Consider the following 24,358-nt stretch of genomic DNA (forward strand, 5'->3'; position numbering starts at 1 on the left):
AGGCGCCGATTCACTCGATCGAGTGGGGTTGCTCCCGCCTATGCACGGGGAAAATTCATGGTGTGGCGGAATATCCGAACTGAAGGGGTTGAGGAGCGTTATGGGGGCCCTGCTGGACCAGAAGTACGAACGGCTTTTCTCGCTGTTGGACGTCAATGGCGACGGCGTGATCGCGGAGGACGACTTCGTGTTGATGGCCGACCGCGTGCGGGCCTCGTTCGGTGAGGAGCGCACCGCGGCGAAGGGCCAGAGGTATGCCGACGAGATGCTGAACTACTGGCATGCGCTGCGCGCGACGGCCGACACCGACGGGGACGGCCGGATCGACAAGTCCGAGTTCCGCCAGGCCGTGCGACACGTGAGCGACAACTTCGACACGCTGATAGGCCCGCTCTACGAAGCCGGCTTCCACTTCGCCGACCGCGACGGCGACGGGCTGGTCAGCAGGGACGAGTTCGCGGCGGTCGTGGCGGCCATCGGCGTCCCCGAGGGCGACGCGGGCGCGACCTTCGAGCGTCTGGCCGGCGGAGCCGACGGCACGCTGACGCTGGCGCGGTTGATGACCGCGGCCACCCAGTACTACTGCGACGAGGACCCGGCCAACAGCGCGAGTCATCAGCTCTTCGGCCCCCTGTGAACCCCGCCCGCACGGCGGCCGCGTGGCTGCCCGAGGGGCGCACCGGCGGCGGCACCTCGGAGCGTACGGCCGACGGCGCCACCGACCCCGGAGGCGCGGTGCGCGCGGAGTTGCTGACCGAGGTGCTCTTCGACGGGCGTTTCGACGACCTGCACCGGCAATGGACGGAGGTTCTCTCCCGGCGCTTATTCCGTTACCAGGACGGCTTGTCGATTCCGGAGCGCGCCGAACTCGCATATACACGGCTACGGGCCGTCAACGACGAAGTCGATTCGGTCGAGGAACTCGTCACGGCGACGGACCGATTGGTCGCGCTGCACGAATGGCTGGGAATGGTCGACGGCACCCTGACCACCCTGGCGACCGTCCACTACAACCTCTTCCTGGGCAGCCTCCTGCGTCTCGACCGCGAGCACGTGATCGACCCGACGCCGTTCACCCGCCTCCGGGAGTACGGCACCGTTCTCATCACCGAACTCGGCTACGGCAACAACGCCGCCGAGTTGGAGACGACCGCGACCCACCGGCCGGAGACGGACGACTTCGTCCTGCACACCCCCACCGCGGGCGCGCAGAAGTTCATGCCCAACACGGGCTCCGCGGGCGGACGCAAGAGCGGTCTGGTGGCGGCCAGGTTGATCGTCCGCGGCCAGGACTGCGGCGTGTTCCTCTTCCTCGTGCCACTGCGCGACGAGCGGGGGCCGCTTCCCGGCATCCGGGTGCGCCCGCTCTCGGAGATACCGGGATCGGCCGTCGACCACGCCATCACGTCGTTCGACCGGGTGGTCGTGCCCCGGACGGCGCTGCTGGCCGGTGACCACGCCGAGTTGACCGCCGACGGGAGCTTCCACAGTGCGGTCGGCAGCCGGCGGCGCCGGTTCCTGCGGTCCATCCAGCGCGTGACCACCGGCAAGCTCTGCCTGAGCGCGGCGGCACTGGGCGGCGCCCGGGCAGCGCTCACGGTCGCCGTGCGGTACGGGCATCGCCGGCACACGTTCGCGCCCGCCAGCAGGACCGGCGTTCCCGTCTTCGCCTACCGCTGCCACCAGACCAGGCTGCTCGGGGCGGTGGCGCGTGCGTATGCGGCGACGTTCCTGCTGCGCGAGGCCGTTCACGCCTGCGGACGCGGGGACGACCGCGTGGTGGCCGGGTCCGGGGCGGCCGGGCGCGGCACCAGGGTCGAGGCCGCGGTCGTCGATGTCGCCGAGGCCGCCGATGCGGAGGTCCTCGTCGCGGCGGCGAAGGGCTGGATCACCTGGCAGTCCAGGGACATCGTGACCGAGTGCCGGGAACGCTGCGGTGCCCAGGGCCTGCTGTCGGCCAACCGTGTCGTCGACCTGTTCGCGCCGATCGAGAGCACCATCACCGCCGAAGGGGACAACCTCGTCATCTGGACCAAGGCCGCCGCGGACATGCTCACCGGGCGCGGCTACCGTCCGCCGCCGTCCGACCGCGCCGCGTCCGCCGGCCCGCCGACCGACTCCCATCACCTCCTCGACCTGCTCGTACGGCACGAGTCGCAGTGCCTCCAGCACGCCCGTAGCCGGCTCGGCCTGCCCAGCGCCGACCCGTTGGACCGCTGGAACCACACGGTGAACCCGGCGCTGGAACTCGTCGACGCGTATGCCACCCGACGCGCCGCCGAGGCGTACCTGGCCGCGGTCGGCCGGGTCGGCGACGCCACCACGCGCGGGGTGCTCGACCAGCTCTTCCGGCTGTTCGCGCTCCAGCGCCTCGCCCCGCACGCCGGCACGCTCCTCGCGGACGGCCACCTCACCGCCGAAGCCGTCCGCGAACTGCGCCCCGCCGTCGACCGGATCAGCGCCGACCTGGCACCGCACGCGCTCGCGCTCGTGGAGGCGTTCGCGGTCCCGGACGGAATCCTGCAGGCGCCGATCGCGACGGAGGGCTACGCCGCCGCGTACGACGACCCGGCAGGGCCGTGGCAGGCGGTGGTCGTGGGCTGAGGCAAGCGGGAGCCCGGGCGAACCGGACGTGAACCAGGCGTGCGCCGGGTGGATGCGGGGCCGGGCCTGCCCGCGCCTTCCGTTGCCGGGGGACCCGCGCTCGCGGTCCGCGGTCCGCGGTCTGCCGGCCGACGGCTGCCGGCTGCCGGCTGCCGGCGACGGTCCGCCGATTGCGGTCGGCGGACCGCCGTGCGTTCGCCGCCGCGGGGATGCCCGTTGCCGGTGGGCCGAACGACGTACACCCGTGAGCTGATTGAGGAGCGTTCGCGCGCCATGAGCAACGCGTTCAGCCGTGAGCCGCGGTGGGACCCGCGGCGGTTTCCGCCCGCGCCGAGGGCGCCTCGCGCCGTGCAGACGGGCCGTATGCTCCTCGACCCCTTGGGATACGGACTCGCCCTGCGCCGGGAGTTGGGTCCGGTCTTCTCGGTCCGCACCTTCCCGTACCGCGCGGGCCTGGTGTGCGCGGCCGACGCCGAGGTCAACCGGGCGGTACTGACCGACCACGAACGGTTCGTCGGCGGGGACGGCGCCGCCCTGCTGCGGCCCGCGGTCGGCGCGGGCTCACTGATCTGCACCCCGCCGCCCCGGCACCTGCGCCACCGCAAGCTCCTGCTGCCGCCCTTCCACGGCACCCGGATCACCCGGTGGGCCCAGCGGATGCGGGAGTTGGTGCACGCGGGATTGCCGGCGCTGCTGACCGGCGACGGCGTACCCGTCCGCCCGTGGGCGCAGCGACTGGCGCTCGACGTCATCCTGCGCGTGGTGTTCGGCCTGACCGACCCGGGCCGGGCCGCGGTCTTCCGGCAGGCGCTGACCGCGTTCGTGGGCATGGACAACCTCGCCGTGCTCTTCCTGCCGAAGCCGTGGCAACGGGACCTCGGCCCGCTGTCGCCGGGCGGTCGCTTCAACCGGTTGCGCGCGACCGTAAGGGACCTGACGCGGGCGGAGATCGCGGGGCGCCGCGCCCGGTCCGACCGCGCCGCCGACGGCGGTGACAGCTCCGGCCGCGACGATGTGCTGTCCCTGCTGCTCGACGCCCGGGACGAGCAGGGCGCGGGCCTGGACGACGAGGAGTTGCTGGACGAGCTGACCGGGCTGGTGCTGGCCGGGTACGAGACCACCGCGACCACCATCGCCTGGACCCTGCACCTGCTCGCCCACCACCCCACCGCACGCGACGCCCTCATCGCGGATCTCGACGCGGGCTCCGACCGGCTCCTCAAGGCGACCGTCAAGGAGTCGAGCCGGCTGCGCCCCGCCGTCTTCTACGCCATCCGCACCGCCGCCCACGACACCGAACTCGCCGGCCGCCCGGTGCCGCGGCACGCCTTCGTCGCGGCGCTCTTCCCACCGGTCCACCTCGCCCCCCGGCTGTGGCCGAGTCCCCACGCCTTCCAGCCCCGACGCCACCTCGACGCGGACCCGCCGCCGTATGCCCTGACGCCGTTCGGCGGCGGCCTGCGTCGCTGCGTCGGAGCGCCGCTGGCCCAGCTGGAGATCGAGACTGTCCTCACGGAGGTCCTCGCCCGCGCCGTCCCCGCCCCCGCGGGCCCACCGGAATCCGCGCGGCTGCTCTCCGTCACGCTCGTCCCCGCCCACGGCGCCCGCGTCCGCTTCCACCGCCGCCGCCCACCGCCCGCCACCCGGTGAGGTCGCGTGGGTGGGCGGCGCCGGTCCGGGCGTCGACCCCTTCGCCGTTGCCGCGGCCGTAGCCGTACCCCGCGAGGGGCCCCGCGGTCGTGCCGCCAACCCGCGGCGTCCCGTTCCGGCGTTCCAGGGGCACCGTATTTCCGCTGGTCAGATGGGCTTTTGGCGTTCCAGCGTCCCCAACTGCCCGGCAGGCATGGCGGCTGGGACAGGTCACCCCACAAGCTCTGGTCATCCAAGCAACACAGCCACTCGAACGGCGAAAGAGGAACTCCCACATGTTCAGCATCCGCAACCCCCGTCTTGGCCTCGTAGGTGCCGCCGCGACCGTCGTGCTCGCCGCGCTCTCCCTGACCGCGTGCAGTGACGACGGATCGGGCAGCAGGAACGAGGGTGCTTCGACGGCTGACGTCTCGGCGACCCTGGCGCCTTCGGCGGGCGCTTCCTCGGCGGCGGGTTCCACGGCCGCGGGTTCCGCTGACGGCGTGTCCGCGCCGGCCACCACGGCGCCGTCCGGGATCAAGCCGTCGGCGGGGTCCGGTGCCACCCGGCCGGCGGCGAAGGGTGTTCCCACCAAGGTCCCGGCCGCCTCGGGGAAGCCGGTCACGTGCCAGGGCTCCGACACGAAGGTGGTGGCGGCCCCGTTGAACCGTCCGGTGAACCACATGCTGCTCACGGTCACCAACACCGGCAGCAAGACGTGCTACCTCTACAACTACCCGGAGCTGCGGTTCACCGGCGCGCAGGCGGTGCCGCCGGTGATCAAGGACTCCGTGCCGCAGGCCGTGGTCACCCTGGAGCCGGGCCAGTCCGGCTACGCCTCGGTCGCCTTGTCCGCGAGTGACGGCAGTGGCACGAACGGCCGCACGGTGAAGAGCCTGGAGGTCTACTTCTCCGGCCGCTCCGGCGTCGGCAGCGTCGGCACCGCCGCCCACCCCCCGCTGCCCGCCAAGGGCGTCTACATCGACGACTCCCTCGCCACCACCTACTGGCAGCAGACGATGGACCTCGCCCTGGCCTGGTGACCCCGGCGAACAGCCCCGAGCAGCAGCGTCCCGCAAACCCGATCGGACAGGTGACCCATCATGCGCAGCACCCGCAAGATCTCCCGTTTCGTGGCCGCTGTCGCCGGCGCGGTCTTCCACGTGGTCGTCCTGGGCGACGTGGGCGCCTCGGCGCTGGAGGCAGGGGTCTTCAGCCGCGGTACGAACTGATCCGTATCCCTCAGGGAGCCGGGCGGGCGGTGCGGGTGACGGGGAGCCGATCGTGCTCCGTCACCCGCACCGCCCGTCCGGCTCCACGGCTGCGCCTGTCCGTCACCCGCACGGCCTGTCCGGCTCCACGGCTGCGCCTGGTCCGTCACCCGCACGGCCTGTCCGGCTCCACGGCTGCGCCTGGTCCGTCACCCGCACGGCCTGTCCGGCTCCACGGCTGCGCCTGTCCGTCACCCGCACCGCCTGTCCGGCTCCACGGCTCCGCCTGCCGGTCACCCGCACCGCCCCGGAACTCCCGCGTTACGCGACGACCATCCCGGCCGGGTTGGTGGTCAGACCCAGGGCCGTACTGCCCACGAGCGTGAGCGACTTCGCGTCGATCGCGTCGACCGTCGAGGAGGCGTTCGTGGCGACCCAGACGGTGGAGGCGGTCGCCGTGACGGTGGTCGGGACGTGGTGGACGCCGACGGTCGCGATCACCCGGTCGCGGGCCGCGTCGATCACGGAGACCGTGTCGTCCTTGGAGTTGGTGACGTACACCCGCGAGCCGTCGGGACCGACCGCGACCTGCCACGGCACGCGGCCGACACGGACACGCGTGCGGACCCGGTGGGTGCGCGCGTCGATCACCGAGAGGGTGCCGTGCCAGGTGTTGACGACGTACAGCCGGGTGCCGTCGGGGTGGACGGCGACGCCGTTGGAGCCGGCCTGGTCGGTCAGCAGGGCTCGCTGCTCGCCGCTGCCGGTGTCCACCACGGACAGGCCGTCGTAGCAGGAGACGTAGAGCGTCCTGCCGTCCGTGGCGGGAGCGAGGGAGTGCGGGGCGTTCCCGGTCTTCCAGGTGGCGGTGACCTGGTCGGAGGCGGTGTCGATCACCGAGAGCGTCCGCGAGCCGCCGAAACCGGTGTCGGGACCGGTGTTGGCGACGTAGACGCTGCGGCCGTCCGGGGAGGTGGCCAGGCCGTGCGGGTACGGGCCGACGGGGATGCCGGCCGTGATCGTGCCGGTGGCGGTGTCGTAGACCGAGACGGCGTTCTCGCCCGAACTGCTGAGGTACAGCTTGCCGCCGTCGGCCGACTTCGTCAGGCCGTAGGGGCTCACCCCGGCCCTGACGCTGGCCACGAGCTGGTGGGCGGCCACGTCGATCACCGCGAGGGTGAAGCTGACCACGCCGACGGTGTAGAGGTAGGTGCCGGTGGTGGGGCCGACGCCGGGGACGGCCTCCTGGATGCCGGGGAAGTCGGTGCCCGCGGTGCCGTGCGGGAAGTCGGAGCGGTGCGTGGTGGCGTTCTCCACGATGCGGCTGATGGCGTACGGGCGGCCGCCGGGGTGCCCGGCCGAGCCGGCCTTGGGCGCGGCCGGGTTCGTCGTGGACGGGTTCGTCGTGGCCGGGTTCGGCGCGGCCGGGTTCGCCGTGGACTTCCCGCCCGCCGGCTCCTGGTGCGGCGGGGTCTGGTCGGCGCCGGGGAACGTGGCCGGCGGCAGCGTCGCGACTTCCTGCTCGGCGGCCCAGAACTGGTCCTTGGTCCCGGGCAGCCGGGGGAACGGCCGGGGAGGGGAGGACGGGAGCCCGAGCGCGGAGGTCAGATCGCCGAAGGTGCTGCGGCGCCAGTCGCTGATGTTGGTCTCGCGCACGCCGGTGATCCGCTCCAGGAAGCGCAGCACCGAGGTGTGGTCGAAGGGCTCGCCGGCCACGTAACCGCCCTGGGTCCAGGGCGAGACGATCAGGCAGGGCACCCGGACGCCGGCGCCGATCGGCACGCCGCCGACGAACTCGCCCGGTGTGCCGGCCGGCGGTGACGGCGGGATCATGTGGTCGAACAGGCCGTCGTTCTCGTCGTAGTTGACGATGAAGACGGTCTTGCGCCACACGTCGGGATTGGCCGCGATCGCGTCCAGCTGGAGGGCCAGGAAGTCGGCGCCGGCCGCCGGGGTGTAGTCGGGGTGTTCGCTCTGCTCCGAGGTCGGGATGATCCACGAGACGGTCGGCAGGCGGTCGGCCGCCGCGTCCCGAGCGAACTGGTCGGCCGGGCCGATGGTCATGGCGTGCTCGTACAGCGGGTCGCCGGGCTTGGCGTCCTGGTAGGTCCGGAACCACTCCAAAGGATTGGTGCCGTAGTCGTCCTCCTGCTGGTAGACGTGCCAGGAGACCCCTGCCGCGGTGAGGCGCTCCGGGTAGGTGGTCCAGCGGAACGGGGCGGGGATCACGTTGCTGATCACCGGGCCGCCGGCCAGGCCGTCGGGGTCGATGGTGCCGCTCCAGTGGTACAGGCGGTTGGGCCAGGTCGGACCGAGCAGCGAGCAGAAGTACGCGTCGCACAGGGTGAACGACTCGGCGAGCGCGAAGTGGAACGGGATGTCCTCGCGCTGGTAGTAGCCCATCGTGTACGGGCCGTTCGCCGGGCCGTCGGCCGCCCGGTGGGCGGGCAGCCACTGGTCCATCCGGCCGCCGTTGACCGCCGCGTGCTGGACCGTCCAGGCGTGGCTGGTCGAGGGGATCGCCTGCGAGCTGGTCGACTTGGTGTCGAGGTGGAAGGGCAGGAGGTAGCCGTCGGGGTTGACCGCGTCCGGCTGGTAGAAGACCGACCGCCCGGTGGACAGTGTCGCCGCGTCCGGGTCGTCGAAGCCGCGGACCCCGGGCATGGTGCCGAAGTAGTGGTCGAACGACCGGTTCTCCAGCATGAGGATCACGACGTGCTCGATGTCGTCGAGCGACCCCGGGTTCCTGGGCGACTGCGCCATGGCGCGCTGCAGGTTCGGCGGGAGCAGCGTCATCGCCGCCGCCGCGCCGCCGGCACCGAACGCGGACTTCAGGAGTCGTCTACGCGAGAAATCAGCCATGCCACACCTTCACTGCCGAGGATCGTGAACGGCCGTACGACACACCACGTGGTCGTCCGTCGTACGGCGCGTTGGAGACCGAGCCGTTCTCCGTGCGGGTCCGGCGGGCGTCAGTAGACGGTGACGTCCCAGTGGTTGCCCTCGTCGCAGTAGAGGTTGCCCGACGCGGCCTGCCACTGCGGATAGCCGTCGCCGCGGTAGCCGATGTAGGTGAAGCTGTTGTGCACGTAGTTGTCGATGCACGAGTTGTGCGCCAGGTCGACCTTGTAGCCGTTGTAGTGGCTGTAGGTGCCCGAGGCGTGGCCGACCTCGGTGCCGCCGGTGATGTTGATCGCGCAGCCGCTGGCTCCCTTCAGGGTGACCATGGCGTCGACCGTGCCGGAGTTGATCTGGTCGAAGGACGTGCACGTCGAGTTGGACCGGGTGGTGCAGTTGCCGCTGGAGCTCCAGGTGATGCCCGCGGCGGAGAGCTTGGCGGCCGCTGCCGACTGGGACATCTTGGTGCCGCTGGCCTGGGCGAACGGGGCCGCGACCAGAAGGACGCCCGCTGCGGCGACGGTGGCGACGGCGAGTCGGCGAGGACGGATGGGCACGGGTGCCTCCTGTGGTGGGGGAGGGGCGGGAGGTGCGTACGGGGCAGGCTCTCAGGCTAGCTCGAATCGTGAGCATGACAAGTACGGCGGGATGGCGTCCTGGCGAACGAAGCCCCGCTGGGCCGGCGCGGCGCCCCGTGGCCGATTCGTTCAAGACCACGGGTGCGGCGGCTGCCTACCCTCGGGGCATGGAACCGACGAACCCGGCCTCACGGCACGTCAGCACGCACATCGACCGCCCCGCCGGGGAGGTGTACGCCTACGCGTCGAACCCGGCCCACCTGCCCGAGTGGGCCCATGGGCTGGGCGATTCCGTCGACCGGGTCGATGGGCAGTGGGTCGCGCAGTCGTCGCCCATGGGGCGGGTGGTGGTGGCGTTCGCACCGGAGAACGAGTTCGGTGTCCTCGATCACGACGTGACCCTGCCGTCGGGTGAGGTCGTCTACAACCCGGTGCGGGTGATCGACGACGGCGCGGGGTCCGAGGTGGTGTTCACGCTTCGCCGGCGGCCCGAGATGAGTGACGAGGAGTTCCGGCGTGACGCGGAGACGGTGGGCGCTGACCTCGCCAGGCTCAAGCGGGTGGTGGAGGGGTGAATGTTCGTTCATATGTACTTATAGATGTGCTTATAGAGGTGTGGGCGCGTCGCGACTTACCGTTGCGGGGTGGCTGCCGCCGCTGACGGCGGGCACGGGTGGGTCGTGTTCCGGCGTCGAGGGGAGACCGCTCATGGCCAGCGCGTTCCAGGAGCGCAAGTTGCGGGGGATGTTCGCGGCGTTCGACACGGACGGCGACGGCTTCCTGCGCGAGGAGGACTTCAGGGCGCTGGTGGCGCGCTGGAGCCGGCTGCCGGAGGTAGGGCCCGGCACGGAACTGCGGGCCCGGGTGGAGACGTTGCTGATGGGCTGGTGGGCGGCGCTGCTGGAAGCCGGGGACGCCAACGGGGACGGATCGGTCGACCTGGGCGAACTGCTCCAGCTCGTCGACAGGTTGCCCTCCATGGTCGCGGAGGTGACGGCGACCGCCGACACGGTCTTCGACGCCGTGGACGCGAACGGCGACGGCCGCATCTCCCCGGCGGAGCACCGCTCGCTGGTCGAGACCTGGAACGGACGGCCGGTGGACATGACGGGCGTCTTCGAACGGCTCGACCTCAACGGCGACGGCCACCTCAGCCGCGAGGAGTTCGCGCTGCTGTGGCGCCAGTTCTGGATCAGCGACGACCCGGCGGAGCCCGGCAACTGGCTCTGCGGCCGGTTCCCGGGCTCGCAGGACTGATCGCCCGGGTTCAGGCGGTGGTGAGGTCGCCGACGGTCGGCTCGCCGGCCCACGTGTAGGAGAGCTGGAGCGACCCGTTCGGGAAGACCCGCGACGTGGCCAGCCGCAGCGCCGAAGGCACCTCGCCGCCCTCGAACACGCGCTTGCCGCTGCCGAGCACCACCGGGTACACCCAGAGGTTCAGCCGGTCCACCAGCCGCTGCGCGAGCAGCGACCGGACCAGGTCGAGGCTGCCGATCACGTGGACGCGGCCGTAGCGCTCCTTGAGCTCGGCCACACCCTCGGCGAGGTCGCCGCGAAGGACGCTCGCGCCCTCCCAGCCCAGCGGGTCCTGGAGAGTGCGGGTGGCGACGAACTTCGGGACGCTGTTGAGCAGGCGCGTGAAGTCCATCTCCGCCGGGGCCGTGGGCCAGTACCCCGCGAAGATGTCGTAGGTACGCCGGCCGAGCAGCAGCGCGTCCATGCCCTTGGCCTGCTCGAACACGAGCCCGCCGGATTCGGGGCTGATCAGCGGCGCCTGCCAGCCGCCGAACGCGAAACCGCCCTCGCGGTCCTCCTCGGGCCCGCCCGGTGCCTGCGCGACCCCGTCGAGGGTCATGAACTCGGTGACGACGAGCTCGCTCAAGGTGTGCTCCTCCCGGTGGAAACTCTCTCCCCCTGGAGACGACACGGCGGGCCCGGACTCATCGGTGGCTCAGCCGTCCGAGAGCCGGGACGACGGAATCGCGTACGGCCGCACCGGCGTACGGCCGCACCGGCGTACGGCCGCACCCACGCACGACCGCTACCGCTACCGCTACCGCTACCGCTACCGCTACCGCGGGTCGAGACCGTTGGACCGGGCGACGCCGCCGAGCCAGGCCAGCGACGGCTTGGGGGTGCGCACGAAGGTCTCCCGGTCCACCGAGATCAGGCCGAAGGTCGGCCGGTAGCCGGACGCCCACTCGTAGTTGTCCAGCAGGCTCCAGTGCAGGTAGCCCTCCACCCGCACGCCGTCCTCGATGGCCGCGTGCAGGCCGGCCAGCGCGCCGCGGGTGTAGTCGATCCGCCGGGCGTCGTCGGCGGTGGCGATGCCGTTCTCGGTCACGAAGACCGGCGTGCCCCCGGTCTTCTCCCAGGCGCTGCGCACCCCCAGCTCCAGCGCCCGCGGGTAGTACTCCCACCCGGTCAGCGTGGTCTCGACGCCTTCGGGCACCTGGCGCGGTCCTTCCGGGCCGATGATCGTACGGGTGTATGCCTGCACGCCGACCCAGTCGTCGCCGCGCGCGGCCTCCAGGTACCAGTCGTCGCGCTGGTACCCGTAGGCGTGCGCGACCTCCTCGCAGCCCGGCTCGGCCTGGAACGCCTGGGTGGCGACGGTCCATCCGGAGCGGACCCCGCCCACGCCGGACAGCACCTCGCGCGAGCGGCGGTGGCACTCCAGCAGGGTGTCCGCGACCTGGAGGTCCGGCGCCGGCAGGCCGTACGCCACCAGGTTCGCCGGGTCGTCGCCGCCCGCGATCATCGCGGCGATGTTGGGCTCGTTGACGGTGCAGACCCACTTGACGTCGTCGCCCAGCACCGGCAGCGCCAGCTCCGTGAACCGCGCGAAGCGGTCCGCCGCCTTGGGGCTGCGCCACATGCCCTCCTGCGCGAACCAGCGCGGGACGGTGAAGTGCATCAGCGTCACCATCGGGGTGAGGCCCAGCTCCAGCGCGGTGTCCACCATGCGGCGGTAGTGGTCGATCGAGGCGCGCGAGACCACGCCCTCCTCGGGCTCGATCCGGCTCCACTCGATGGAGAACCGGTACGTGTCCAGGCCCGCGTCACGCAGCAGCGTCATGTCCTCGCGGAAGCGGTGGTAGCTGTCGCAGGCGTCACCGGAGGGTTCGGCGATACGGGTGCCGGGCGCGTGTTCGCGCGGCCACCAGTCGTTGTTGATGTTGTTTCCCTCGATCTGGTGGGCGGCGGTTGCGGCGCCCCACAGGAAACGGTCGGGGAAGTGCAGCACGGAGAGAACCTCGTTCATGTGAGAAAGTGACGACCGGTCAGCTGGTGCGCGACCAGAAGTCGGAGAGCAGGTCCGCGGTGGCGACCGGGTTCTCCTGGTTGGGAAGATGGCCGGCGCCGGCGATGACCTCGTAGCGGGCGCCGAGGCGTTCGGCCATCGTGCGCTGCCACTCCTGCGGCCAGGCGTCGTCGTGCGCACCGTGGGCGACCAGGACGGGCAGCGCGGTGACGGCCAACTCGGGTGTGGAGTCGGCCGGGTCGGCGAGGATGTCGATGGCGCCCAGCAGGCTGTCCACGCTGGTGCGCATCGAGCGCTCGCGGAGGAACCGTTCGCCCGCGCCGAGCCGGTCGGGGTCGCGCCGTGCGGTCCTGGCCGCTTCGGGCCGGTCGAGGGTCCACAGGTCGATCCGCTTCCCGGCCCCGCGCAGCTTCGCCTCTTCGGCCGCCTTGCGGCCCGGCCAGCCGTGCGGACCCGAGCAGAGCATGGTCAGGTCCTCGAACGCCTCCCGGCCGCCGCTGACCGCGGCCGCCCGGGCCACGGTGCCGCCGAAGCTGTGGCCCACCAGATGGGCGCGTTGCCGGCCCGTCAACTGGGCGACGAGCGAGGCGACATGGAGCACGTCACCGGAGAAGGCGTCCAGCGTGTAGTGCTCCTCGCCGGCCGGCGCCGCCGAGTCGCCCTGCCCGCGCTGGCTGAACGCCCAGGCGTCGAAGCCGCGTTCGGCGAGCAGCGGCAGTAGCGGGACGAAGTCCTCCTTGGAGCCGGTGAAGCCCGGGACCAGCAGCGCGGTGCCGCGCACGGGCTCGCCGGGCCGGCCCTGGGGGAGCGCCCGGAAGGCGGTCAACGGCCCTACCGGAAGGTCCAGTTCGAGGATCTCGATGGAGGCCGGCACCGGAAGCACGCTGAACCGCCGCCCCGGCCGGACGCGTTGCGCCGCCTCGGTCCGGGCCCGCGCCCGCGCGTCCGCGCCGGCGCCGCCGCTCCCGGCCACGCCCGTGCCCCCGCTCATGCCGCCCCGCCCGCTCATGCCGCGCCCTCGTCGGGTCCGGCGGCCGCGAACCGGCGCGCGGGCTGCGGAATGGAGTCCAGCAGCCGGGTCGTGTAGTCGTGCTCGGGGAAGCGCAGCACCTGGACGGTCGGCCCCGACTCCACCACCCGGCCCTGGTGGAGCACCATGATCTTGTCGGTCACCATCCGCGCGGACAGCAGGTCATGGGTGATGTAGAGCAGGGAGACGCCGAAGTCGCTGCGCAGGTCGCGCAGCAGGGCCAGCACGCCGGCCCGCAGCGAGACGTCGAGCATGGAGACCGGCTCGTCGGCGATCAGCACCTGCGGGTCGCTCGCCAACGCGCGGGCGATGACGACACGTTGGCGCTGTCCACCAGACAACTCGTGCGGCAGCCGCGCCGCGAACTGCTCGACCGGGGTCAACCCGACGATCTCCAGCAGTTCGAGCACCCGCTTCCTGGCCTCCGCCCCCTTGCGCCCGGTGAAGTTCACCACCGGCCGGGTGAGCGTGTACTCGACCGTGTGCAGCGGGTTGAGAGCGGCGTACGGGTCCTGGAAGACCATCTGGACGTCGGCGTGCAGCTTGTGCAGCTGCCGGCGGCGCAGCCGGTCCACCCGCAGCTCGCCGAAGGAGACGGTGCCGCTGCTGGGCTGCTCCATCCCGGTGATCAGCTTGGCCAGGGTGGACTTCCCCGATCCGCTCTGGCCGACCAGGGCCATCGACTCGCCCGGCTCCAGCCGGAAGGAGACCCCTTCCACGGCGGTGACCGGGGCGTCCCCGCGCCGCCGCCCGGGGTAGACGCGGCTGACGTCCGCCACGACGACGGCGTCCTGTGCGGCCGCGCGGGTCCCGGTACGACCGCCCGCGTGCCCGCCCGCGTGCCCGGAGGAGCGACCGGCCGCGTGGCCATGACTTCCGGCGGCGGCCGGCGAGGCGTCGTCCGTAGCCGTAGCCGTAGCCGTAGCCGCGTCCGCGTCCGTAGCCGTGTCCGTAGCCGGCTCCGTCGTCTTCGTCGGCTCCACCGCCGGCAGTCCCGGCAGCTCCACGACCTCCGCGCGCGGGTCGGCGTAGTGGCCGAGCAGCGTCTGCGTGTACGGGTGCCGGGGCCGCTGGAAGATCTCCCGGGAGGGGGCGTCCTCCACGATGACCCCGTCCTTCATCACCATCACCCGGGCCGTGGACTCCAGCACCACACCCAGGTCGTGGCTGATCAGGACCGCGGTGAAGCCCTCGCTCTCCTGCAGTTCCCGGATGGTGCGCATCACCGCGTGCTGGACCATCACGTCCAGCGCCGTGGTGGGCTCGTCGAAGACCATCAGCCGCGGTTCGAGGGAGAGCGCGAGCGCGATCGAGACGCGCTGCCGCATGCCGCCGGACAGCTCGCCCGGGTAGCGGTCGAGTACGGACCCGGTCAGCTCGACCTTCTCCAGCAGCTCCACCGCCCGGCCGCGCCGCCGGGGCCGCGGCACATGGCCGTGGGCGGCGAAGACGTCGCCGAAGTGGTGGCCGATGGTGCGCACCGGGTTGAGCGCGTTCATCCCGGACTGCAGGACCATGGCGAAGCCGCCGCGCCGCTGCACCCGCACCTGCTCGGTGTCGAGCCCGGCGATGTCCGTGCCGTCGAAGAGGATGCGGCCCTCGGAGATCCGCGCCGGCGGCTTGGCCAGCCGGGTCAGCGCGAAGCCCAGCGTGGACTTCCCCGATCCGGACTCGCCGACCAGGCCGACGAACTCGCCCTCCTCCAGGCAGAAGGAGGCGTCCTTGACCGCGGTGGTCGGCTCGGCGCCGCGCGGCTCGTAGACGATGCTGAGGTTCCTGACGTCGAGCAGGCTCATCGTCCGTTCCCTTCCCGCAGCCGCGGGTTGCTCAGCCCGTCGACACCGAAGTTGACCAGGGTCATGGCGGTGGCCAGCAGCGCGACGCACAGCCCTGGGGCGAAGAGCAGAATCCACTGGCCGGTGAGCAGGGCGTTGGAGTTCTGCGCCCAGTAGAGCATCGAGCCCCAGCTGACCGTGAAGGGGTCGCCGAGCCCGAGGAAGGACAGCCCGGACTCCGCCAGCACCGCCGCGGTGGCCGCGCCGAAGAAGGAGCCGGCGATCATCGAGGTCATGTTGGGCAGGATCTCCCGGAACACCACCCGGGTCGCGCTCTCGCCGCTGAACAGTGCCGCGGTGACGAAGTCCCGGCTGCGCAGCGACTGGGTCTGCGCCCGCAGCACCCGCGCTCCCCAGGCCCAGCCGGTGATCACGACCACCAGCACGATCATCTTCAGCCCGCCGTTCTGCAGGTAGGCGGCGATGATGATCATCAACGGCAGGCCGGGGACCACCAGGAAGAGGTTGACGACGAAGTTGACCACGTCGCCGAGCCAGCCCCGCAGATAGCCCCAGGACAGCCCGACCGCCACCGCGACCAGCGTGGTCAGGCCGCCGGCGACGAAGCCGACCACGATCGACACCCGTGCCCCGTAGAGCAGTTGGGACAGCACGTCCTCGCCGGCGCCGGTGGTGCCCAGCAGGTGCGCGGAGCTGCCGCCGGTGTCGGGCGGGAAGTTGTTCGCGTGCGGGGAGTACGGCGCGATGAGCGGCGCGAAGATCGCCACCAGGACGAAGACCGCGAGGATCACCAGGCCCACCCGGGCCTTGCCGTTGCTCCACACCGTGCCGAACGAGCGGCCGAAGACCTGGAGCGCGCGCACCACTCCCGAACTCGACGGCGCCGCGGGCGCCATGGCGGCCGGCGGGGCCGAAGCGGCGGGCGTGGACGGCGGAGTCGGCGGGTTCGGCGGGGTCGCAGTAGGGGAAGTCATCTCGGTCACCGCCTGGTCCGGGGGTCGAGGACGCCGTAGAGGACGTCCACGATGAAGTTCGCGACCAGCACGCACACCGTGATCATCAGGAAGAGCGCCTGCATCAGCGGGTAGTCGTGGTTGGTCACCGCGCTGTACAGCAGATGGCCGACACCGGGGTAGTTGAAGACCTGCTCGACCAGCAGCGAACCGCCGACCACGCCGCCCAGCGCCATGCCGAAGCCGGTGAGGTTGGGCAGCAGCGCGTTGCGGGCCGCGTAGCGCAGGGCGACGGTGCGCCCGCGCAGGCCGTTGGCCTCGGCGAAGGTCACGTAGTCCTCGCCGATGGTGCCGATCATCGTGTTGCGCATGCCGAGTATCCAGCCGCCGAGCGAGGTCAGCAGGATCGTCAGCGCCGGCAGCACCGCGTGGTAGAGCGAGTCGCCGAGGAAGTCCAGCGAGAAGTTCGGCACCGCGTCCGCGGAGTACGCCCCCGAGGTCGGGAACCAGCCGAAGACGTAGCCGACGAAGAAGACCAGCAGCAGCGCGGTCCAGAAGTAGGGGAACGCCGCGAGGAACGCGCCGGACAGGGTGGGCAGCGAGTCCAGCCAGGTGCCCCGCTTCCACGCCGCGGCCACGCCGATCAACGAGCCGACGACGAAGGCCAGCACGGTCACCAGGCCGACCATCACCAGGGTCCAGGGCAGCGCCTGGCCCACCATGCCGGAGACCGACTGCGGGAAGAAGGTGTAGGACACCCCGAACCGCAGGTGGACCACGGTGTTCAGGTACTCCACGTACTGGTGCCACCAACTGCCGCTGGGCACGCCCAGTTGGGCCTCGATCGCGGCCCGGGTGGACGGTGCCACCGGGCCGTTCTGCGAGAGCTTCGCGACGGCCGCGTCGGCCGGCGAGCCCGGCATCAGCCGGGGAAGCGCGTAGTTGAGCGTGACCGCCGCCCACATGGTGAGCAGCAGCAGCCCGAACTTGCGCAGGATGTAGCGCATGAGGGGTTCTCCTCGTCCCTTCCGCGGTCGCCTACTGCGCCAACCGCAGATGCGTCATCACCAGAAGTGGGGTGGAACCCCAGGTCATCAAGGACGCATACGGATTCTGCGGGCTGGGCCAGCCCGTGAACTTCTTGTCGCTGGAAAGGCCCCACAGCCCGCCGTAGAAGAGCGAGATCTCCGGCAACTGCTGGTACACCACGCTCTGGAGCTGATCGGCCAGGCGCTTCTGCTCGGCCGGGTCGGTGGTGGTCCTGAACCGGTCCAGCAGCGCGTCGGTCGCCGGGTCGCCGTAGCGTTGGTAGTTCGACGCGGTGGAGGTGCCCACCGGCTTCTTGAAGGCCGAGTTCAGCAGGTTGTTGTAGTCCTGGTAGAGCGAGCCGGAGCCGCCGACGGTGCCCAGCGCCAGGTCGAAGTCGCCGTTCTGCAGGGACTGCTGGTAGGCGGCGGGCTGGGGCTTGTCGAGCTTGACGGTGATCCCGACCGCGCGGAGCTGCTGGATGATCTCCTGCGCGCCCTGCATCCAGTCCGCCCAGCCGTCCGGCACCGTGAGGTTGACGCTCAGCGGCTTGCCCGCGCTGTTCACCAGCTTGCCGCCGCGCTGGGTGTAGCCGGCCTTGGCGAAGGCGGCGAGCGCGGCCGAGGTGTTCTGGGCCACCATCCCCTGGTTCGGGATGGCGGTGTTGAGCGACGCCTTCTCGTTGGGCAGCAGCAGACCGGTCTGGCTGGCCGCCTTCACGTAGCCCTGCTCCGCCTTGTCGGCGATCTGCTGGCGGTCCAGCGCCAGCGACAGGCCGGTGCGGAAGTCGAGATTGTCGAACGGCGCCTTGGTGAGGTTGGGCAGCAGCCCGACGATGCCGCCCGGCGGGAACCAGTAGCTGTGGTGCGTCTTGTCCGCCTTCACCCAGGTGTTGTCCACGTTCGGGAAGAAGGAGTACGCCCAGTCGTAGCCCTGGGTGGCGATGGCCAGGTCCGGGCTGGAGCCCGGCACGACGATCTTCTGGACCGCGACCTTGTCGGCCTGCCAGTAACGGTCGTTCTTGGCCAGGGTGTACTGGTTGGGCGTGAAGCGGGCCAGCGTGTACGGGCCGGTGACCACGGGGTTCGGATCGGTGTACGTCACCGGGTTCTTGACGCCGCGCCAGATGTGCTCCGGCACGATGAGCGTCGCCTCGATGACCTTCGCCGCGGGGACGTCGGCGTTCTTCAGGTGGAACACCACGTGGTCGCCGCTGACCGACAGCGAGGCGATGTGCTGCCAGACGCCGCCCGTGTCCAGCGCGGGGTGGCTGCGCAGCAGCTCGAAGGTGTAGGCCACGTCGGCCGCCGTGAACGCCTTGCCGTCCGACCAGCGCACGCCCTGCCGGATGTGGAAGTCGACCGTCCTGGCGTTCGGCTGGGTGTAGCCGGTGGCCAGGAACGGCGTCTCCTTGCCGTCGAGGTTGTTGACGACCTCCAGCGGCTCGTACATCCACGTCGTCAGGTTGCGCTTGTTCGGCGAGAACGGGTTGAAGTTCCTGAAGAGGGCCGGCGTGCCGTTGTCGGCACCCCCGACCAGCAGGGTGGTCGGGCCGACATTCGAGGTGCCGGACTTCACGGAGACCGAGCATCCGGTGGCGACGAGTGTGGCGGCGACCCCGAACGCGGCGGCGGCCCTCAGCCGTCTCCCGCTGGCACGCGTCATGGTCGGGCGATCCTCTCCCTTGAGGCCCTCCGAGGAGGGAGGGCGCAGGCTCCTGTCCTGCGCTTTCCGCACTGTATGCGCATACATTTCGTTTCCGCAAGGTTCCGGGACTGTGAACTGCGGACCACCTCCGGGCCCGCGCCGACCGCACCGCGAGGGTGCCGGCGGCCGCCGCGCGGCCGGGGAGGGTACGGTGTGGTTCCTGCGTGTATGCGCATACGGGAACGGGCGTGCACACGCTGACCGGAAGAGGAGCATCAGGTGGCCACTGCGCGGAAGCCGGCGTCGGGCACGACCGGTACGCCGACGGTCTACGACGTCGCCGAGCGCGCGAGTGTGTCGATCGCCACAGTGTCCCGGGTCTACCGTTCGCCCGACGCGGTGCGCGCGCCCACCCGCGAGAAGGTGCTCGCCGCCGCCCGCGACCTCGGCTACGTCCCCAGCGGCAGCGCCCGCGGGCTGGCCAGCCGGAACACCGGCATCCTCGGCCTGTGCTTCCCCGACTACACCGACCCCGAGAGCGACGCCCCGGGCGACGGTGACGAGAACGCCGCCACCCTCTACGCCGACCACATCATCCGCGGCATGGAGCGCGCCGCCCGCAGCCGCGGCTACGCCCTGCTGATCGCGGCCTCGCTGCGGGACGGGCCGACGAGCCTGGTCGCCACGCTGGCCGGACACGTCGACGGCTTCGCGGTCATGTCCCGGACCGTGGACGCGAAGGAACTGGAGACGGTCTCCCGCCGGATGCCGGTGGTCATGCTGGCCGGGCCGCCCGAGTTGGACCACCTCGACAACGTCCAGGTCGACAACCGCGGCGGGCAGAAGGAACTGACGCGCCATCTGATCGAGGAACACGGCCTGACCGAGCTGGCGTTCGTCGGCGGACCCTCGGACTCCCCCGACGCCGAGGCGCGCTTCCTCGGGTACCAGGACGCCTGCCGCGAGGCCGGCCTGCCGGTGCCGCCCGAGCCGGTCCGGCGCGGCGACCTCACGCGCGTCGCCGGGCGGGACGCCGCAAGGGCGCTCGTCGAAGGGGCCGGATCGGGGTCGGGCTCCGGTTCGCGGTCCGGTTCGCGGTCCGGTTCGGGCTCCGGTTCGGGCTCCGGTTCGCGCGGGGCGGCGGGGCTGCCCGACGCGCTGATACTGGCCAACGACCAGATGGCGGTGGGGGCGTTGGAGGAGTTCTCCGCGCACGGCATCCGTGTCCCCGAGGACATCGCGGTGACCGGGTTCGACGGCATCCCGCTCAGCGCGATGGCCCACCCGCCGCTGACCACCGTGCGCCAGCCCAGCCGGCGGATCGGCGAGGAGGCGGTCGCGCTGCTCGTGGACCGCATCGGCGCACCGCAGCGCGAGCCGCACGCCCTGATGCTGCCGGTCTCGCTGCTGCTGCGGGCGAGCTGCGGCTGCGGGGAGTCCGTGCCGGCGCAGCGGCGCGGGTAGCGGATACGGGCGGGCGGCGCGGGTAGGGGCGGGCGGCGCGGGGAGCGGCGCCCGGGTCGTGCCGGACGCCGACTCCCCTTTCCCCGCGGCCCTCAGACGTTCAGGACCGTGTCCGGGGCGAGTTCGTAGACACCGTAGGAGAACCCCGCGGCCTGGATGCCGGACGCGGTCACGTCGACGCCGTGGACGGCGAGCGGGCGGGGGGCGGAGCCGGTGGCGGGCCACGGGGCCGTCGCGGGCTCGCGGCGCCCGTTGATCACCACGAGGTGGCGGTCGCCGCGCAGGTAGACGAAGGGGTAGTCGCGGTGCAGCACCTGTACCGTGCCGCCGGTGCCGAGGGCGGGCGTCGCCTTGCGCAGCGCGATCAGCCGCTGGACGTGGTGCAGCAGGGAGCCGTCGTCGGCCCGGGCGGCGGCCACCGTGGGCCGCTGCTCGTCGGGGTCGACGGGCAGGTAGAGCCGGTCCTGGGGCGCGGTGGAGAAGCCGGCGTTCGCGGAGCCGTCCCACTGCATCGGGGTACGGGACCCCTGGCGCGCCTCGCCGTCGAGCTGGCTGCCTTCCTTGTCCGGCAGCCCGGGGACGTATCGCATGCCGATCTCGTCGCCGTAGTAGATGACCGGCAGCGACGGCCAGGTGAGCAGGAAGGCGAAGGCGGGCGCGACCATGTCGCGGGTGCGGGGGCCGCAGGTCAGCCGGGAGAAGTCGTGGTTGGCGGTGGGCAGGGCGACATGGCCGGCGCCGTCGATCGCCTCGTCGGCCTCGCGCCAGGCGGCCAGGAAGGTGCTCATCGTGCCCCGGCCCTCGGGGTCGAAGTAGCAGGGCCGGCCGTCGGCCCACCCGCCCTGGCTGCCGGTGCCGTTGTCCCACAGCGAGCGCAGCGCCTGCCCGGTGAAGTGCAGGAAGAAGTCCGCGTGGAACCCGGCCGGTACGGCGGTCTTGGGGTCGCCCCACTCGGAGAGCAGGATGCACCCGGGGTGGGTCCGGTCGATCCAGTCCCGCATCTCCGCCCAGAGCCGGCCGGTCTCCACGAGCCCGGGGTCGTCCTTGACCAGGGAGGCGGCCATGTCGACGCGGAAGCCGGAGACGCCGCGGTCGAACCAGTACCCCATGATCTCCCGCAGCGCGGCGCGGTTGGCCTGAGGGCCCTCCGCGCTCACCGGCTGCCGCCACGGCTCGGCCGGGTCCATCCGGGCGTAGCCGAAGTTCAGGGCGGGCTGGATGGGATAGAAGTTCGCGAGGTAGTAGCCGCCGCGCGCCGCGTGGTTGGGAATCCAGCCGCGCACCGGGGAGGCGAGGCGGTCGGACCAGATGTAGCGGTGGTCGTCCGGGTTCTCGACGGCCTCCAGGAACCACGGGTGCTGGTGCGAGGTGTGCCCGGGGACGAGGTCGAGCATGATCCGCATCCCGCGCTCGCGGGCGGCCCCGATCAGCGCGTCGGCGTCCTCGTTGGTGCCGTAACGGGGGTCGACGGTGAGGTAGTCGGTGATGTCGTAGCCGCCGTCACCGAAGGGCGAGGCGAAGCAGGGGCTGAGCCAGAGCGTGTCGACGCCGAGCCAGGCCAGGTGGTCCAGCCGTTCCCGCACCCCGCGCAGGTCGCCGATGCCGTCGCCGTCGGAGTCGGCGAAGGTGGCCGGATAGATCTGGTAGAGCACGGCATCGGCGAGCCAGGGCGGTGGGTTCCGATGCGCGCCCTCGGGTGCGTTGTCACTGCGTTGTCCGTTGAACCGCACGGGAGCCCTTTCGTCGAAGGCTGCGATTGTACGACCGTATGTAAGCGCATACAAGCGAGTGCGGGGCGCCTGACCTGCGGCGGTCCGGCGGCGCCCCGACCGTGGAACGGACGGCCCGCTCCGTGCCGGACGGCCCGCGCTGCTCCGTGCCGGACGGAGTGGCTGCGTACGGTACGGCTCGCCCGGATGTTCACCAGGAGTTCGACCGTACGCCCCGGTCGCGAACCGGCGGGCCGCCATAGGGTCCACGAGCCGACAGGAGATCGTCAGGAGTGGCGGCGCGCGGACACGGGCGCACGCCGGGGGACGCGCCGACGACCACGGGGGCCGGGGGGTCGGGCCTGACGGCGCACACACCGTATGTCGATGCCTCACCGCATCGCGTCTTTGGGGGGCTCCACTTGAGAGTTCGTACCCGCCGCGGCCTCGCGGCGATCACCTCGGCCGCCTCGCTGGCGGCCGGCATTCTGGGTGCGACCGCACCGCGGGCCGGGGCGATGCCGATCGCCGCGGGGACCGGCCTGATCTCGGTCGTCGACGGCTCCGGCGTGACGACCGCCGGCGCCGACGGCAGCGGCGCCGCCACCGTGCCGCACCTGCCCAACACCGGCCGCCTGTCCGCCAACTGGGCGCCCGACGGCAGCCGTCTGGTGGCCGGCGGGCAGCTCCCGACCCGGCTCACCAGCACTCGCCTGGCCGGCGACGCCTCGCACGTCACCACCGAGTGGCCGCAGGGCGCGTCCGGCACGCAGTACACCGACGCGACCTTCTGGCTCGACGGCAGCGACATCGTCACCAGCACCGGCGAGGAGCTGTACTACGGACCCTCCGACGCGTCGATCGGCCAGCAGCCGCTGCTCACCGGCGCCAACCAGCCGCCGGCCGGCAGCTGCGACGTCCACCCGAGCGCGAGCATCCTCGGTCCGCTCGCCTTCGCCCGCTCCACCTGCGGCACGGACGGGTCGGACATCTGGACCCTGGACCCGGCCACGAACACCGTGCGGCGGATCGTGCCCGACGGCGCCGACCCCGCGTTCTCCGCGGACGGGGGCCGGTTGGCCTTCACCCGGGTCGTCGACGGACTCAGCCAGATCTTCACGGCGGCCGCCGACGGCACCGGCGTCCAGCAGGTCACCACCGACGCCGTGAACCACACCGACCCGTCCTGGGACCCGGCCGGCGGGCGGATCGCCTACGCCGCCACCGACCCGTCGGCCCGGGGCACCGGCTCCACCGGCGCCACCGGCTCCACGTCGACCAAGATCCTCGACCTGAGCGACGGCAGCAGCACCGTCGTCAGCGCCGGCAGCACCAAGCCGGCCTGGCAACCGGTCCGCAACAACACCCTGGACCGGGTGTACGGCACCGGCGGCATCACCATCGACCAGGCCGCGTCCCGTTTCACCTTCGACACCACCGGCGCGGCCCACGTACCCGGCCTGATCACCGCGCACTCGGCGGTCCTGGTCAACAAGGCCAACGCCACCTACGCGACCCCCGCGATCTCGCTGGCAGCGGAGAAGCAGGGCCCGATCGTGCTGACGGCCGGCGGCTCGCTGGACGCCACGGCCAGCGCCGAACTCAAGCGCACGCTCCCCAAGGGCAGCACGGTCTACCTGGAGGGCAACACATCGCAGTTGAGCTCCACGGTGTCCTCCCAGATCACCGCGCTCGGCTACACCGCACTGCGGATGGACGGCGCCGACCTCGCGTCGGTCTCCGCCCGGACCGCCACGCAGATCACCAAGAAGCCCGACTGGGTGTTCGTCGCCGACGGCATGGACTACCACGACCCGGTCTCGGCCTCCACCGCGGCCGGCGCGCTCGGCTTCCACGGACTCGGCGTGGTGCTGCTGGTGAAGGGCACGACCATTCCCGCCGCGGTCAAGACGTACCTCAACTCGCTGGACCCGGACACCACCGGGCTGGTGTCGGTGGGCGCCAACGCCAGGACGGCGCTGGAGAACACGCCGCTGGCCGACCAGTGGCAGTTCTACGACGTCAGCGGCACTTCGTACGAGCAGACCGCGGTCAACCTGGCGAACTTCTGGTGGACCGCGCCCAACATCGCCACCGTGGACGGGGGTTCGACCTGGTCCAACGCGGTGACCGGCAACGCGGTGACGGCGATCTACGGCCCGACCCTGTGGTCGGGCGCGGACGCGCTGTCCTCGCTGACCTCCGGCTACCTCACCAAGGAGTCCGCGAGCGTCCAGGAGGTGGCGACCTTCGGCGGCAACGACGCGTACGCGCCCGCCGCCCGCGCCGGCATCGGCGACGCGATCGGCATCAGCAGCGCGCAGCTGACCACCGTGTGGTGGGCCGGCGGCGCCGCCCCGGCCGCGCCCGCCGGCGGCACGTCATCGAAGGCCGTCACGAAGGCGCTGCCGACCGTCCACGGCCCCGGGTCCGAGGCGTCGGCCGCCGACCGTCCGTCGCTGACCGTGCAGACCCGCGGCGCCCACCTGCCCGCGCCGAACGGCCGTACGCTGCCCGCGAAGGACGACCGCACCCGCTGAACCGCCTC

Annotated in this window: 19 protein-coding genes and 1 pseudogene; 9 read left to right on the forward strand and 11 right to left on the reverse strand. The window is 72.0% G+C overall.

Features of this window, described 5'->3' with window-relative positions:
* Window positions 1-100 precede the first annotated feature (100 nt).
* The 5 genes from OG896_RS20995 (at window position 101) to OG896_RS21015 (ending at window position 5,465) form a co-directional block, all read left to right on the forward strand.
* On the forward strand, window positions 101-637 hold the full coding sequence (locus tag OG896_RS20995; RefSeq protein WP_329367591.1) for an EF-hand domain-containing protein: 537 nt from the start codon (window positions 101-103) through the stop codon (window positions 635-637).
* Window positions 634-2,604 (forward strand): acyl-CoA dehydrogenase family protein, encoded by a 1,971-nt coding sequence (locus tag OG896_RS21000; RefSeq protein ID WP_329367593.1) that lies wholly within the window; start codon window positions 634-636, stop codon window positions 2,602-2,604. The genes OG896_RS20995 and OG896_RS21000 overlap by 4 nt, the downstream gene beginning before the upstream one ends.
* Before the next feature lie 363 nt (window positions 2,605-2,967).
* Window positions 2,968-4,254: a cytochrome P450 gene (locus OG896_RS21005; RefSeq protein ID WP_329367594.1), complete on the forward strand. Its 1,287-nt coding sequence runs from the start codon at window positions 2,968-2,970 to the stop codon at window positions 4,252-4,254.
* Between the two features lie 275 nt (window positions 4,255-4,529).
* Window positions 4,530-5,276 carry a DUF4232 domain-containing protein gene (locus OG896_RS21010; RefSeq protein ID WP_329367596.1) on the forward strand — a complete coding sequence of 249 codons (747 nt, stop codon included), beginning with the start codon at window positions 4,530-4,532 and terminating at the stop codon, window positions 5,274-5,276.
* Window positions 5,277-5,336: 60 nt separating this feature from the next.
* Complete coding sequence (locus OG896_RS21015; RefSeq protein WP_328465940.1) at window positions 5,337-5,465, forward strand: hypothetical protein; 129 nt, start codon at window positions 5,337-5,339, stop codon at window positions 5,463-5,465.
* 300 nt (window positions 5,466-5,765) lie between these two features.
* Here OG896_RS21015 and OG896_RS21020 read toward each other — a convergent pair whose 3' ends face one another.
* The 3 genes and pseudogenes from OG896_RS21020 to OG896_RS21030 all read right to left on the reverse strand — a co-directional run bounded on the left by OG896_RS21020 (window position 5,766) and on the right by OG896_RS21030 (window position 8,899).
* Window positions 5,766-6,761, reverse strand: a complete 996-nt coding sequence (locus tag OG896_RS21020) for a YncE family protein (protein WP_329374180.1) — start codon at window positions 6,759-6,761, stop codon at window positions 5,766-5,768.
* Window positions 6,762-6,899: 138 nt separating this feature from the next.
* Window positions 6,900-8,306 (reverse strand): annotated as a pseudogene (locus OG896_RS21025) (alkaline phosphatase family protein); the annotation flags it as partial.
* 110 nt (window positions 8,307-8,416) lie between these two features.
* Window positions 8,417-8,899: a hypothetical protein gene (locus OG896_RS21030; RefSeq protein ID WP_402444433.1), complete on the reverse strand. Its 483-nt coding sequence runs from the start codon at window positions 8,897-8,899 to the stop codon at window positions 8,417-8,419.
* Between the two features lie 188 nt (window positions 8,900-9,087).
* On the opposite strand from OG896_RS21030, the gene OG896_RS21035 reads away from it, so the two are divergent.
* Both OG896_RS21035 and OG896_RS21040 read left to right on the forward strand, forming a co-directional pair.
* Window positions 9,088-9,495, forward strand: a complete 408-nt coding sequence (locus OG896_RS21035) for an SRPBCC family protein (protein WP_329367599.1) — start codon at window positions 9,088-9,090, stop codon at window positions 9,493-9,495.
* A gap of 133 nt (window positions 9,496-9,628) precedes the next feature.
* Window positions 9,629-10,177, forward strand: a complete 549-nt coding sequence (locus tag OG896_RS21040) for an EF-hand domain-containing protein (protein ID WP_329367601.1) — start codon at window positions 9,629-9,631, stop codon at window positions 10,175-10,177.
* Window positions 10,178-10,187: 10 nt separating this feature from the next.
* Here OG896_RS21040 and OG896_RS21045 read toward each other — a convergent pair whose 3' ends face one another.
* The 7 genes from OG896_RS21045 to OG896_RS21075 all read right to left on the reverse strand — a co-directional run bounded on the left by OG896_RS21045 (window position 10,188) and on the right by OG896_RS21075 (window position 18,655).
* Window positions 10,188-10,802, reverse strand: coding sequence for a dihydrofolate reductase family protein (locus OG896_RS21045; RefSeq protein WP_329367603.1), 615 nt, complete (start codon window positions 10,800-10,802; stop codon window positions 10,188-10,190).
* Between the two features lie 189 nt (window positions 10,803-10,991).
* Window positions 10,992-12,185: a glycoside hydrolase family 1 protein gene (locus OG896_RS21050; protein ID WP_329367605.1), complete on the reverse strand. Its 1,194-nt coding sequence runs from the start codon at window positions 12,183-12,185 to the stop codon at window positions 10,992-10,994.
* A gap of 19 nt (window positions 12,186-12,204) precedes the next feature.
* Window positions 12,205-13,194 (reverse strand): alpha/beta fold hydrolase, encoded by a 990-nt coding sequence (locus OG896_RS21055; RefSeq protein ID WP_329367606.1) that lies wholly within the window; start codon window positions 13,192-13,194, stop codon window positions 12,205-12,207.
* On the reverse strand, window positions 13,191-15,011 hold the full coding sequence (locus tag OG896_RS21060) for an ABC transporter ATP-binding protein (RefSeq protein WP_329367607.1): 1,821 nt from the start codon (window positions 15,009-15,011) through the stop codon (window positions 13,191-13,193). Before OG896_RS21060 ends, OG896_RS21055 begins: the two co-directional genes overlap by 4 nt.
* Complete coding sequence (locus tag OG896_RS21065; protein WP_329367609.1) at window positions 15,008-15,985, reverse strand: ABC transporter permease; 978 nt, start codon at window positions 15,983-15,985, stop codon at window positions 15,008-15,010. The genes OG896_RS21060 and OG896_RS21065 overlap by 4 nt, the downstream gene beginning before the upstream one ends.
* A 5-nt stretch (window positions 15,986-15,990) precedes the next feature.
* Window positions 15,991-16,971, reverse strand: a complete 981-nt coding sequence (locus OG896_RS21070) for an ABC transporter permease (RefSeq protein ID WP_329367611.1) — start codon at window positions 16,969-16,971, stop codon at window positions 15,991-15,993.
* A gap of 31 nt (window positions 16,972-17,002) precedes the next feature.
* The gene (locus OG896_RS21075; protein ID WP_329367613.1) at window positions 17,003-18,655 is read right to left on the reverse strand and encodes an ABC transporter substrate-binding protein; all 1,653 of its coding nucleotides are present in this window, start codon (window positions 18,653-18,655) and stop codon (window positions 17,003-17,005) included.
* 261 nt (window positions 18,656-18,916) lie between these two features.
* Here OG896_RS21075 and OG896_RS21080 point away from each other — a divergent pair, with 261 nt between their 5' ends.
* Window positions 18,917-20,101 carry a LacI family DNA-binding transcriptional regulator gene (locus OG896_RS21080; protein WP_329367615.1) on the forward strand — a complete coding sequence of 395 codons (1,185 nt, stop codon included), beginning with the start codon at window positions 18,917-18,919 and terminating at the stop codon, window positions 20,099-20,101.
* A 92-nt stretch (window positions 20,102-20,193) separates the two neighbouring features.
* Here OG896_RS21080 and OG896_RS21085 read toward each other — a convergent pair whose 3' ends face one another.
* Entirely contained in the window at window positions 20,194-21,831 is a 1,638-nt protein-coding gene (locus OG896_RS21085) for an alpha-amylase family glycosyl hydrolase (RefSeq protein ID WP_443057121.1), read from the reverse strand.
* A gap of 401 nt (window positions 21,832-22,232) precedes the next feature.
* On the opposite strand from OG896_RS21085, the gene OG896_RS21090 reads away from it, so the two are divergent.
* A complete protein-coding gene (locus OG896_RS21090) occupies window positions 22,233-24,350 on the forward strand; it encodes a cell wall-binding repeat-containing protein (RefSeq protein WP_329367616.1) in 2,118 nt (705 codons plus the stop codon).
* Window positions 24,351-24,358: the final 8 nt, after the last annotated feature.

It is taken from the genome of Streptomyces sp. NBC_00669, from assembly GCF_036226785.1.
In the GTDB taxonomy this organism is placed as follows: domain Bacteria; phylum Actinomycetota; class Actinomycetes; order Streptomycetales; family Streptomycetaceae; genus Actinacidiphila.

Bases quoted from the DNA above. Each gene is read 5' to 3' on its own strand.
- OG896_RS20995 (WP_329367591.1), top strand. From the start codon at position 101: ATGGGGGCCCTGCTGGACCAGAAGTACGAACGGCTTTTCTCGCTGTTG.
- OG896_RS21005 (WP_329367594.1), top strand. From the start codon at position 2,968: ATGCTCCTCGACCCCTTGGGATACGGACTCGCCCTGCGCCGGGAGTTG.
- OG896_RS21010 (WP_329367596.1), top strand. From the start codon at position 4,530: ATGTTCAGCATCCGCAACCCCCGTCTTGGCCTCGTAGGTGCCGCCGCG.
- OG896_RS21015 (WP_328465940.1), top strand. From the start codon at position 5,337: ATGCGCAGCACCCGCAAGATCTCCCGTTTCGTGGCCGCTGTCGCCGGC.
- OG896_RS21035 (WP_329367599.1), top strand. From the start codon at position 9,088: ATGGAACCGACGAACCCGGCCTCACGGCACGTCAGCACGCACATCGAC.
- OG896_RS21040 (WP_329367601.1), top strand. From the start codon at position 9,629: ATGGCCAGCGCGTTCCAGGAGCGCAAGTTGCGGGGGATGTTCGCGGCG.
- OG896_RS21050 (WP_329367605.1), bottom strand. From the start codon at position 12,185: ATGAACGAGGTTCTCTCCGTGCTGCACTTCCCCGACCGTTTCCTGTGG.
- OG896_RS21055 (WP_329367606.1), bottom strand. From the start codon at position 13,194: ATGAGCGGGCGGGGCGGCATGAGCGGGGGCACGGGCGTGGCCGGGAGC.
- OG896_RS21060 (WP_329367607.1), bottom strand. From the start codon at position 15,011: ATGAGCCTGCTCGACGTCAGGAACCTCAGCATCGTCTACGAGCCGCGC.
- OG896_RS21065 (WP_329367609.1), bottom strand. From the start codon at position 15,985: ATGACTTCCCCTACTGCGACCCCGCCGAACCCGCCGACTCCGCCGTCC.
- OG896_RS21070 (WP_329367611.1), bottom strand. From the start codon at position 16,971: ATGCGCTACATCCTGCGCAAGTTCGGGCTGCTGCTGCTCACCATGTGG.
- OG896_RS21075 (WP_329367613.1), bottom strand. From the start codon at position 18,655: ATGACGCGTGCCAGCGGGAGACGGCTGAGGGCCGCCGCCGCGTTCGGG.